Here is a 12,102-nt window from a genome sequence, read left to right on the forward strand (position 1 = left end):
AAGCCTCGTGGCGTGTATTTATACAGTATTGATTGGATCCAGGAGTAATCATAATGAAAATAAATCAACTATCTCTAGCTATCGGGGTTGGAATCATGACAATTAGTGTCTCTTCCATCGCTGATAATTACGGCGGGTCTGCCGAAGGAACCGCACTTTACGACAAGGTATTTTATCAAATCGGCGGAGGCTCCGCCGTTATGCCGTCCCCAGAACAGATATGATAGATTTAAAAAATAAATTAAGTAATATATCTAAAAATAAAACATAACCTGTACAAACAGGATATAAAATAACTATATAAAAATATGTGAAACATAAAATTAATAGCATTTAAAAGGGGTGAAAATAGGTTAAAGCCTTGTTCTACCGTTCTAAGTTTTTCCTATTATGCTACTTATTTGTAGATTTGACATATGTTCTTGTGTCTGATTGTGTATTCGGTATTATAACGGTATAAACCTTGCTATTTCGTTTGGAAAATCAGAATATGGCTGCTTTACCTACATCACTGATGCCTAAGTTGCCCTTTCGGGCACCGCCGAAGTAACTTTCATCGGTTTCAATTTCACCATCAAACATCCCCAAATGAGAAATCGTTTGATAAATGAGCAAGTGTAAGCGATGAAAATAATAAGTGCTAGTATTTTTGTTTACATTAACCAACTCGCTTGCTATTCTAGCAGTAACTCCTACTACAAATAGCTAAATGAGCTTAGTTTGTTTATTCTGACTTAAACGACTTTTCTCATAAAGTTATTCTAATCTAAATGGAATGTTATTTCGTTATCTAGCATAGCCCCTTAAACAATTAAAACGACATGTGCAATATGATTTACATCTATAGAAATATTGAAACAACGATAATTGTTATTTGCTCTTATTTCTTTGGAAAGAAAATAACTTGTATCTAACATATTTAGGTTATCGGGTAAGCCTATGCCATTGGCTTTAAAAAAGGCCTCTTTTCTTGTCCAAAATGACAAAAACAAATTTTCTTTATTCTCCAATTTTTCTTTTTCATAAAGGCTATACTCTTTATCAGATAATACATATTTTGCGATATCAGAATAATCCTTGTTTTTTATGTCTTCTATATCTATCCCCAATTCAAATTTTTTACTTACTCCAATCAAGAACATCGTATCACAGTGTGAGATAGAAAAATGTACCTCCATATTTTCTAAATATGGTTTACCGTATTGAGTTTTTAACAGCTTAATATTCTTAGGTGAGATATTAGAAAGATAATTAGCCAGAATAATTTTTGTTAGAGCTCTCCTAGCGATAGCTTTCTTTATTAGAATAGATGTTTTATATTGATTAGCTAAGTTTATTTCTTGCTTAGATAATATATGACAGAATAAATTCCTTACATGCTTATCTAGCACTCTATCATTATCAAAAGAGTAGTAAAAAATGTCAACATCTCGCATTAGAGTATTATACTTACTAACCTTCATAGATTTTAATTCATCCATGATATTTATTTCTCAACTTATTTTTAAACAATAGGTATTTAGATTAATTTAATAATTACAAACCATTTTTTACCCTTCTATATAAAAGAATACATAAAAGTGATAACCCACATATCAGAGTGCCGATAGAGAGACAGTTAAAGAAAAAATCAATTTCTTGATCTTTGGTTAGGAAAACACCTATATATGCACCGACAATAGAACCCAGTCGACCGCTAGCCATAGACCAACCAATGCCAGTCGCTCTTATGTTTTCGTGATAAATAGTAGCAGAAACAATATTAATACCATTTTGTGCGCCAGCTATAGTAAAGCCTACTAAAAAAACAAAGAATAATAACCAATTATAATCATCAATAAAATTAGGAGTAAGCAATAAGAAAATCACACTTGTTAAATATGATAAAGATAATATAAGAAAAGATTCTTTTTTATAATCAATCAGTATAGCTAATAAAAAAGCACCAAAAGTCCCCCCTAAAGGTAGCATTGAAGCTAGAAAATTAATTTTATCTAACGAAAATAGAACATCAAATAGAATAGGTATCCAGTAAGCCAATAGATAAAAAACCATCAAAGAGAAGAAAAACGTTAACCATAGAAATATGGTATAAAAGGCATTCTCTTTTTTGAAAAGATATTTAACTGTTGGCAATAAATAATTATCACAAACATCTGTAGAATTAATTTTTTCCAATAATACATCGATGTGAATACCATTTATCTTTTCAAGAATTATTCTTAATTTTTCGAAATTACCATATTTAAGTCGATTACGTACTAAAAATTCTAATGACTCTGGTAAACTTACCACTACTATAATGATAGATAGAATAGGTAATATACCTCCTATATAAAATAACCAATGCCAACTAAACTCTTGAAGTAACCAACTAGAAATTATTCCGCCTAAACTAATTCCTAGGGTAAATCCGCTCCAGCTTAAAGTGCATAAGAGCATTTTATATCTTTGAGGAGAATACTCTGAACATAAAGCTATACAAATTGGCATAGCTCCCCCTAACCCCAGTCCAGTAAGAAATCTAAATAATACTAATAAAAAGAGATCATTAACAAAACCGCATAAAATTGTTGTAACACCGTATAATGCTATAGATACTATCAGTATAAATTTTCTACCAAACTTATCTGCTAACGAACCGAATAACATACTTCCTAGCATGAGACCTAATACACCAGATACAAATAAATAAGAAACATTAACAGAGGATAATAACATTTCTTTTTTTAATAAAGGGGCAATATACGCAACTATTGCAATATCATAGCCATCTAATAATACAATAAAAAAACAGATAGCAATAACCTTCCACTGGAAAGTGGTGATTTTAGTTTGGACAATAAATGATTCCATAATATTTCCCATATCTAACTTAATAAAATCTTAATTTAGCTATTCTAAGACTTTATTATTTAGGTTTGCTATTACGAATAGTAATATATTATCAGTCTAATTTATCAATAAGACTTTCCCAACTTTTTATGGTCGGATTTTTCATTAACAATGAAAATTTAATATTTTTATCATATTTTTTAGTTAGTTGTTCTGCTATGCTCATTAATGCTAAAGAATGTAATCCTATGGAAATTAAATTTGAGTCATAAGGTACATTCTTCACATCAATCCCTAATGTGTTAGCTACAATGGCTATTAATTCATCTTTCATGTTAGTATTCCTTGCATTTTTTACAATTAAAAATAATTTCTTGTATACCGTAAATAATCTTTCTAATAGTATCTTCATCTCTCAAAAAGAAATGCCCCCCTGGAAATGATGTTATTCCTTTCCACTGAGTAGTCCAAAACTTCCACATTTCTACTGAGTGAGGTGTTGTAACTTGATCATCATTACCAATGATAACCCATAATGGTCGTTCTAGAATAAGTTTATCATTATTAATTAAATCTTCATTTACACATAAATCATTTTGAAGAATCTTTAAAAAGAACGTAAGAATTTCAGTATCATCAATTATTAATTGAGGAATACCACCATAATTCTTGGCTTTATCTAAAATTGTCTCTTGAGACCATTGTGATGGATGTACTACAGCATTTCTTAACGTAGATGTTTCTGGTCTACCGCTAAGAACTACCAACTCTATATTTCTTTCTAGTTTAAGCTGTTTTAAACTCTTAATTAGATGCCATATTAATGCTGCCCCAAAACTATGCCCAAATAAGATAATGTTTTCTTTGGTTATAGATAAAATTTGCTCAAGAACGTCACCAACCAAACTGTCTACATTATCTATCAACGCCTCATTGCACCTTGTCCCATGCCCAGGGTATTCAATTGGGTATACGGAAAGCCAATCCGTTGCATATTTCGACCATAAGCCATACATTGACGCACTACTACCTGCTGATGGCAGACAGAATAAGCTATATTTTTTGTTCATAGATACTAAGTAATTTGTAGGTATTGAAATTGTAGGCATTATACCAGATAATAAATAAAAATCATTATCATTATTAATTACAAGGGAGGTTATTTTGAGCCAGCTATATGTTCCATTTAGTCAGCAAAGAATAGAACTTTATCAATCATTAGGGTACTGGCAGGGACAAAATCATTTTGATTTTCTTACAGAAATTTGTCGAACTTATGGTGATAAGATCGCCCTTGCTGAAGGAGAATCTTTTCTTACATATAAGGAATTATATCAAGCCACTATAAATTTTGGAGAATTTCTAAAAGAAATCGGGATTAAAAAGGATAGTTTTATAATACTTCAAGCCCCAAACAGTATAGACTTTCTTATTGCTTTATTTGGTATTTATTATGCTGGGGCTAGACCTATATTTAGTCTGTATGGACACAGGTCACATGAAATATACCATATTACTAAATCTTCTAATGCGACTGTTTATCTCAGGATTAAAGATCAAACTACAGACAATTCAGCGGAGGATATAGTCTGCCATATGCCAAATTATCCTGAATCTCTTCAAATTATTCGAACATTTAATCGGGGTGAAATTATTTCACTCCCACAATTTTCCGTTTACTCATCCTTACCTAGAGCGACAGAAGCAACATCCATTGCATTTCTTCAATTATCTGGGGGAACTACTGGTATACCGAAACTTATACCAAGAACACATGATGAATATCTTTATTCGGTAAGAGAAAGTGCAAAAATCTCCGGATTAAAGAAAGATTCCGTGCAACTAGTTGCTCTACCAATTTCTCACAACTTTGCCATGAGCTCTCCTGGTGTCCTTGGAGCTCTTTATGTGGGAGCAAAAATAGTAATTGCAGAAAACGGTAGTCCAGATACTTGTTTCGAGCTTATTCAAAAACATAAAGTTACTCAGGTATCGTTAGTACCATCATTAGTAAGTTTATGGGTAAATAGCAGTAAAATAAAATACTATGATCTTAGTACATTAGAAGTAATTCAAGTAGGAGGAGCTAGACTATCTCCAGTACTTGCCGAAAAATTTATTAATTTTTTTCCTAAAGTAATATTACAGCAAGTTTATGGAATGGCTGAAGGATTAGTTAACTACACTAGATTAGATGATAATCTTGAAACAATCATTTACAGTCAAGGAACTCCGATATCTGCACATGATGAAATAGTTATTGTTGATGAAAATTTAATTCCATTACCTAAAGGTGACATCGGGGAAATTATAACCCGAGGCCCCTATACTATTAATGGTTACTATAATGCAGATACCATTAATAAAAAATCCTTTACTCAAGATGGTTTTTATAGAACAGGGGATTTAGGATATATAAATGAAAAAGGAAATATCGTTGTAACTGGAAGATGTAAGGAATTAATTAATCGAGGTGGTGAGAAAATTATTCCGAGTGAACTTGAGACAATATTACTAAAACATCCATTAATTAAAGATATATCGATAGTCGGTATTCCTGATGAACTATTAGGTGAGAAGATCCATGGGTATATTATGACATATAATAATAAAACTGTTCATCTTATCGAGATTAGAGAGTTTTTAGAAAAACAAGGTGTGGATAAGAATCGTATGCTTGATGATATAGAGATCGTTGATAGCTTTAATTACACATTAATTGGTAAAGTAAAAAAATAGAAATACGATGTAGGTATATATTAAGATGAAATAGTATTATGCTCACCGTGCTTTATCTACTATGTTTAAGGTAAGTACAACGACGATAAGGTTTAGCAGAATAGACGAGAGCAATACGAAAAAATAACCGTATTGGCTAGCAAAATACATGGCAAGCGCAGCATAAATAAATCCCATAACCACAATAACACTGAGTTGTAATGAAAAGAAGGTCGCTTTCGCTTGCATAGGTGCGGCTTTATCCATAATTAAAGTACTAATTGAGGCTAATAATGCCGGTTGGATCAGCGAATACAAACCAATAACACCATAAACCATTGATGTTTCTAGCTGTTGTTTGGTAAGTATGAGTAAGCCGAGCAAAGGCAAGGTTTGAAAGGCGACCAGATAGTGTAACGTTTTAATACGTCCAAATTGTTTTATTAAAGGAATAATTGATAAAGCAGAAAGTACGCCGATAATTGAGCCGTAAATTTTAGTAACCATACCAATATCAGCAATTGACCAGCCAGCATCCACCAACATTGGGTTAATCAGTGCATAAGCTGAAGCAAAACCGCTTGGCAGTATAAACAGCAGAAGAAACCAAAATTTATTGGCACGCATAAAGGCAGTTACCTGTCTAAAGAATCGGTATTGTGTACCGCTATCCCCGACTTGCGTTTTTTCAGTTTCCGGTTCAACATAAAAAACTAATTGAACAAAAGAGAGCGTCGTCAATGTTGCTAACACTAGTAAAGCACCTTGCCATTGAATGATGTCGTAAAACAGCAATATCACACCGCCACCAATCACATTCCCGCATAAATTTCCAGCATACTGCACGGCGTTGGCTTTTTGTCGTTCAGAGGGCTCAAAAATTTTGCAGGCTAATCCGTCAATGGCGACATCTTGAATGCAGGTCATAATACTGTAGAGAAAAAACAGCCCGACTACTGTGTAAAAATGTTGAGTAATATCAACAAAACTAATGACTACCAATAAAACAGCCATACTACCTTGTGCGATAATCAACCAACCACGATAGCGTCCTTGGAAGAACGTTAGGATATGATCGACAGCTAATGCAAACAATAATTTTCCAGCAATCGGGAATGCAATCAGATTAAGTAGCGCCAGTTTATCCAATGCAAACCCTGAAGCTCGAAGAACAACGACCAAGGCAGTCAGTACAAATGAAATACCGATATATTGACTTATATATAATGTTGTTAGCATTAACCAAGTCATACTGCTGTGCTTATGTGCCATCTTTTTCTCTAAAATTGATAACTATAATTTACGCCAAACGTGCGTCCAGTTGCTGGCAATCCAGCATAGCCAGGCATTATACCGAATGCGTGATATTTCCTATTGGTTAGGTTTTTGGTCCAAAGTGAAACATTATGATGTTGGCTTTGCAGTCCGATAGAAAAGTCTAACAGTACATAGCGACCTAATTTTTGTACATTATCTGGTTGAGCATAACGGCTACCGACATAACGAACGGATAAATCGCTCAGCAATTGTGATTTGCCAATCAATCCAAGATTAAACGGTTGAGAAGAGTATGCAACTGACAGTGAACCACTCCACTTCGCCGCTTGCGGCAAGCGGTTTCCTTTTGTCGTAATATTGTTGGATTCTGCTGGCACTTTTGTCACCTTGGTATCTAAATAAATGAGGTCTTGTTTGAGTTTCCATTGGTCTGTTAATTGCCAGAACAGACCTAATTCAACCCCTCTAGAGCGAGTGTCTGCATTTCCCGTACTAGTTAAATAAGACGGATAGAGGGTGATGGTGATATGGTCATCTTTCAACTTGCTGTTGAATAAAGACACATCAAGTCCGAATTTGCCGTCAGCGGTGAGAAACTTACTGCCTATTTCCGAACTCAGTATTTTGGCTGATTTGTAAGGTTGGTCATTTCCCTTAAGTGCAATGTTGGTACCGTAATCAGAAAAACCGCCGAATTTATTACCCCAACTTTGAATGGCATAAAGGTGCCATTCTGGTGTGATAGTATAGTTCAGACCCAAACGACCGCTTAAGAAATTGTCGCTGATTTTATGTTTTTCGCTATTGTGTGCAAGATTGGTCAAGCTAGGATTTGGTGTATAAATTGCACTATAGTTCAAACGTTCATTGCCATACCGAGCACCGGCAACGACTTTTAATACTTCGGTCAAAGGGAATGTGAGCTCGCCGAAAAGTGCTTTTGTTTCATAATCAAATTCACGATTCAGCACCCCATTAAAATGATCGGCACCCAGTACCATCGGAGTTGGTGGTAACGGTTGGATATCTCGAATTGCATCGTAATTAAAATCTCGTTTCCGTTTTTCAAAATATACCCCAGCTACCCAAATTAAGCCACTATCAGTTTCCGAGGTCAATTTTAATTCCTGTGAGAATTGTCTTACCCGTTCATTAACATTTTGACGATTATTTTTGTTTTTATAGTAATATTGATCTAATAATGGACGTAACGTCTGAGGAGCCTTTGCCGCATCATAGAATACTCCCAACATATCAAGAGGTCTTAACGGGCGGTTAACATTGGCATCGTGATAATGGTAGGCACTGGTGGATTCTAAAACGGCAAAATCAAACGCATGCATATATTTCAACGAAATACCAGAGTTTTTACGATACGCATTATGCGGCAAACCGTTTGTTTTGGTTTTAAACGAAAATGGGTCTGAAAGAATAATGGGTAAGAAGTTTTTACGCTGATCGTGATAAATGCTTAATACTGCATCATTGCGATCTCCGTCATTCCAACGAAGTTTTGCCTGTAATGCGTCATTTGTTTTTGTATTCAGTGGTCTCCCTGTATCTCTATCTTTTATGTAATCGTCAAAACGTTCCACTTGTGCGGCCAATCGGAATGAAAACTGCTTAGAAAGTGGCACATTAAGCAAGCCGTTTATACCACGTAAATTCAAATTGCCTACATTGACACCAATTTTGCTCTCAAATTCCGGTTGCGGATCAGCAGTTTTTATCATAATGCTGCCCGCCTCAGCTTTAGTACCGAATAAAGTTCCTTGCGGTCCCTTGGCTACTTCAATCCGTTCGATATCAAGCAATGGACGGGCTAAGCCAGATTTGCCGTTGCTTATGCCATCCACTACAACATCTACAGAGTTGTCGTCCATACTGGTGTTGGTTAAAGAGCCTACGCCACGAATCCAAACGGCGGTTGTGGCAGCATTATTGCCGTTATGGATATTCAAACTTGGTAATGTAGATAATGCCTCCAAAACATTTTTTGTATTTCTTGTTTTTATATCTTGTTTATCAATCATATCCACCATAAACGGCGTATCTAATTTAGATTCCCGCACACCTCTCGAATACACAATGATAGGCTCCAATTCCTCAGTTTTCACCGTTTGGCTATTGTTTTTCGACGTTGTATTGGCAAATATCGGCTCAGCAGTTAGGGACGTAGCTAACGTTAACAAAAGCAACTTACTCGTTTTCATTGTGTTCTCCTTTTAAGTGAAAAAGAATTTTATTTTTTAAATAAATAGAGACTATTTCATAGTCCAGTAACCTTTAATGTGATTTTTGGTTCCATCAATAGAAAGAACATTACGAATATAATGACGTACTTTTTGTGCTTCGCTCCGTTCCAACCCACCCCAGGCACCATCCAAACTGCCTAGTTGCTTTAGTGTATCAATCACCAAATCAGACTGTTTTTTCTCTGCATAAATCAAATAATGTTGTTCCGTATCTTTAGGCATAGCAAGATCTTTAAAATAGTCCTTTTCTTCAGGATCATTCATCAAAATCAAAATAATGGGCGGTTCGGGATTACTCCATAACTCAAGAATGCCAGCCAAGGCGGGATAGGCAGTTTCATCACCGATCAACACGTTTTTTCCATGTCGTAAATGTGGATGTTTATCCTTTATACTCGCCCGACTGAAAATAATATCACCTTCTTTAAGTTGTTTAATCCAAGCTCCCCCAGGACTGTCTCCGTGTAAATAGACATCAATGGCGCCTTGAACATATTGGCCTGAAATATCTTGGGCGGACAAACGCAGGGTATATAAGCGAATATCGCTATTCATTTGTTCGAGCAGTTTCATTCTGTTTTTAGAGCTCAAGATACGTAGCAGCCAAATAAACAAACGATCAAACACCCGCATAAAAAAACCTTTTTTCATATTATTTGAGTGAATTTTTTTCGGACGATCAATGTGTTTTAACACAAAACCATAACAGTAAGCTGCATAGTATTCGGGAAATGGATTAACGCCATTGATGAAAATACGCATGATATTTTTAGAGGGCATTGATTTTTGTCCAACGGTGAAGAATTGCCGCTTATTACCTTTGAATTTTTCACCTTGTTTAGTCAAAGCATAATAAGCCAAATAGAGAATTTTTTCCTCAATTGAACCAGTAATCGTAAATGGCACATAAAACTGTAAATTTCCACGATCGATATGACAAGCATCAATGACCACTCCTTCTTCAAAAATATCACTAATCCTTGCCTCAGAATAATCACTGTTCTGTCCATAATAATTTGCGACAATCAACAATTCATCAGAGTGATCCTGATTTAAATGATCCATGATATCTAATTTTTTATCATTATCAGCAATCGGTGTTTTCATCATTTGGTGTTTCCAGATTTTTGTTCAAAAAATACCCTAAAGAATTATGATAATCATTCTTATTACAAAAGTAAAGCAACGCTGTTTTCTCAGGTAATTGAATAACTCCTTGTGGTATGTAATTAAAGTCGCCGGCAATTACATTCCATTTTACTCTAACGTCCGGTTCTCCAATAATTCTTGAGCTATTAGTTGTGTTAAAAATAAACTCACTGATGATATACGCTATCTTTTTAATAAGACTCCTAGATATATATTCTCTTTCTCCGACTAATAGATGCCATCCAACATCTAGGTCAGAAGAATTATAGTAATTAGAAATTCTATCCCAAAAAGCAGAGTAAACTTCACAATATGAAAATGGAATTCCATTAAGAGAAATAATGTATAAACGTTGGTGTTTATCTTGAGTCATTCTAAAAAAATAATTATTAAGTTCACTCAACGGTTTATTAAGCTTCCATTGCTCTATTGTATGTTTGGCATTTAACCACTTATGAAGAAGTGGAACATCATAGGGATAATTAAATTGTGTAAATTTAAATTCATCATTACCCAAATGTATTACATATGATGAAGGCATACTATCAATAACCATTCTTCAATCCTTACATATAAAAACATGAATCACAAAAACTTCTGATAAGCTATTCTTTCTTCAATATCAAAATATTCTGCGTTTAATAGGTTATTTGCAATAATAGAATTTCTATAAGGACCCATACCAAGATCCGGAGTTACTATACCATGCTGTTCTAAACCAACATTTTGAACAAAAATGGTATCCCTAGAGTCAATTGTATATATATCAGAAACTAATATATTACCGTATTCATCTCTATTAATAATATCATTAACACCCCTTAAAAATTCTGGCTCTACATATTGATATCCAAGAGCAAAAATAATGACCTCAGAATTTAAGGAATAATCTTTTTGAGATAATTTACTTTTGACAGGAATATTCCATTTTTCATTGCATCTAATACAATTGGTTACTTCCAAACCTGGATAGATATTAACTCTATCTTTGCATTGATCATGATGAAGATATAAATAATCATAAATACGATTTAGTAATAATAGATTAACGCCTTTATATAAAGAACTTTGTTCTTGTAGTAAATTTTTTCTTACTTTCGGTGAAAGGGAAGAAAAAAATTCTTTATAGTCTGGTGATGTTAGTTCTAAGGCTAACTTATTTAGATCTAGAGCAAAAAAATTCTTAGGTCTCCCCACCCACTGTAATTTGTAGGAATATCGACAAGAATCCTTTAGAAGATCATAAAAAATCTCAGCACCGCTTTGCCCAGAACCAACTATAGTAATAGACGATTTATTTTGAATATATTCTTTTATACTCATGTATTCTGATGAGAGATATAAACCATCTTGTCCATCTTTAAAATAAGATGGTTTTCGAGGAGAGGTTCCTGTACCAATAACTAATTTTTTGGCATTATATTTCTCAATGTTATTAGTATTCATATTTAAAACATCTATCTCGTAATATTGTTTTGTATTATTATAATATAGACTCTCTATTCTCTTATTGAAATTTAAAACGTTTTGTTTATTTACCACCCATTGACAATACTTATTGTATTCCTCTCTAGAAAGATAAAAGTTCTCATGTATATAAAATTGGTATAAACGACCAGTTTCTTTAAAATAATTAAGTATTGAAAATTTATTAGTAGGGTCGGCAAATGTTACCAGGTCTGCAATAAATGGAATTTGTAAGGTAACCCACTCAGGCATAATACCAGTATGCCAATCAAAACTAGGCTTACAATCAAAAAATACTTTTGTCAGAGATTTATGTTCATATAGTAGGCATGAAAGACCTAAATTAAAGGGTCCAATCCCAATTCCGGCCACGTCATATATATTATTTACATTACTCATT

11 protein-coding genes and 1 pseudogene are annotated in these 12,102 nt (G+C 33.9%); 2 read left to right on the plus strand and 10 right to left on the minus strand.

Annotation, left to right across the window (positions count from 1 at the left end; genetic code table 11):
- The first annotated feature begins 53 nt into the window (after positions 1-53).
- Positions 54-224 (plus strand): hypothetical protein, encoded by a 171-nt coding sequence (locus AC979_RS10510; RefSeq protein ID WP_193387055.1) that lies wholly within the window; start codon positions 54-56, stop codon positions 222-224.
- Positions 225-423: 199 nt separating this feature from the next.
- Here AC979_RS10510 and AC979_RS08715 read toward each other — a convergent pair.
- The 5 genes and pseudogenes from AC979_RS08715 to AC979_RS08735 all read right to left on the minus strand — a co-directional run.
- Positions 424-711: pseudogene (locus tag AC979_RS08715) on the minus strand (IS1595 family transposase); the annotation flags it as partial.
- Between the two features lie 92 nt (positions 712-803).
- Positions 804-1,481, minus strand: coding sequence for a 4'-phosphopantetheinyl transferase family protein (locus AC979_RS08720; RefSeq protein WP_049373861.1), 678 nt, complete (start codon positions 1,479-1,481; stop codon positions 804-806).
- A 55-nt stretch (positions 1,482-1,536) separates the two neighbouring features.
- The gene (locus AC979_RS08725) at positions 1,537-2,856 is read right to left on the minus strand and encodes an MFS transporter (RefSeq protein ID WP_049373862.1); all 1,320 of its coding nucleotides are present in this window, start codon (positions 2,854-2,856) and stop codon (positions 1,537-1,539) included.
- 91 nt (positions 2,857-2,947) lie between these two features.
- The gene (locus AC979_RS08730; protein ID WP_049373863.1) at positions 2,948-3,169 is read right to left on the minus strand and encodes an acyl carrier protein; all 222 of its coding nucleotides are present in this window, start codon (positions 3,167-3,169) and stop codon (positions 2,948-2,950) included.
- 1 nt (position 3,170) lies between these two features.
- Positions 3,171-3,905 carry a thioesterase II family protein gene (locus tag AC979_RS08735; protein ID WP_161797284.1) on the minus strand — a complete coding sequence of 245 codons (735 nt, stop codon included), beginning with the start codon at positions 3,903-3,905 and terminating at the stop codon, positions 3,171-3,173.
- A 94-nt stretch (positions 3,906-3,999) separates the two neighbouring features.
- Here AC979_RS08735 and AC979_RS08740 point away from each other — a divergent pair, with 94 nt between their 5' ends.
- A complete protein-coding gene (locus AC979_RS08740; RefSeq protein ID WP_049373865.1) occupies positions 4,000-5,574 on the plus strand; it encodes a (2,3-dihydroxybenzoyl)adenylate synthase in 1,575 nt (524 codons plus the stop codon).
- Between the two features lie 42 nt (positions 5,575-5,616).
- Here the strand turns inward: AC979_RS08740 and AC979_RS08745 are convergent, their stop codons facing one another.
- Genes AC979_RS08745 through AC979_RS08765 form a run of 5 tightly spaced genes read right to left on the minus strand, consistent with a single transcriptional unit; the run spans position 5,617 to position 12,101 of the window.
- Positions 5,617-6,825 (minus strand): MFS transporter, encoded by a 1,209-nt coding sequence (locus AC979_RS08745; protein ID WP_049373866.1) that lies wholly within the window; start codon positions 6,823-6,825, stop codon positions 5,617-5,619.
- Positions 6,826-6,833: 8 nt separating this feature from the next.
- Positions 6,834-9,044 (minus strand): TonB-dependent receptor, encoded by a 2,211-nt coding sequence (locus tag AC979_RS08750; protein WP_049373867.1) that lies wholly within the window; start codon positions 9,042-9,044, stop codon positions 6,834-6,836.
- Between the two features lie 51 nt (positions 9,045-9,095).
- On the minus strand, positions 9,096-10,196 hold the full coding sequence (locus tag AC979_RS08755; protein ID WP_080971335.1) for a siderophore-interacting protein: 1,101 nt from the start codon (positions 10,194-10,196) through the stop codon (positions 9,096-9,098).
- Complete coding sequence (locus tag AC979_RS08760; RefSeq protein ID WP_049373868.1) at positions 10,174-10,791, minus strand: GNAT family N-acetyltransferase; 618 nt, start codon at positions 10,789-10,791, stop codon at positions 10,174-10,176. The genes AC979_RS08755 and AC979_RS08760 overlap by 23 nt, the downstream gene beginning before the upstream one ends.
- Positions 10,792-10,820: 29 nt before the next feature.
- Positions 10,821-12,101 carry a lysine N(6)-hydroxylase/L-ornithine N(5)-oxygenase family protein gene (locus AC979_RS08765; RefSeq protein WP_049373869.1) on the minus strand — a complete coding sequence of 427 codons (1,281 nt, stop codon included), beginning with the start codon at positions 12,099-12,101 and terminating at the stop codon, positions 10,821-10,823.
- Position 12,102 lies beyond the last annotated feature (1 nt).

The organism is Parahaemophilus parainfluenzae (genome assembly GCF_001053575.1).
GTDB classification, from domain to species: Bacteria; Pseudomonadota; Gammaproteobacteria; order Enterobacterales; family Pasteurellaceae; genus Haemophilus_D; species Haemophilus_D parainfluenzae_S.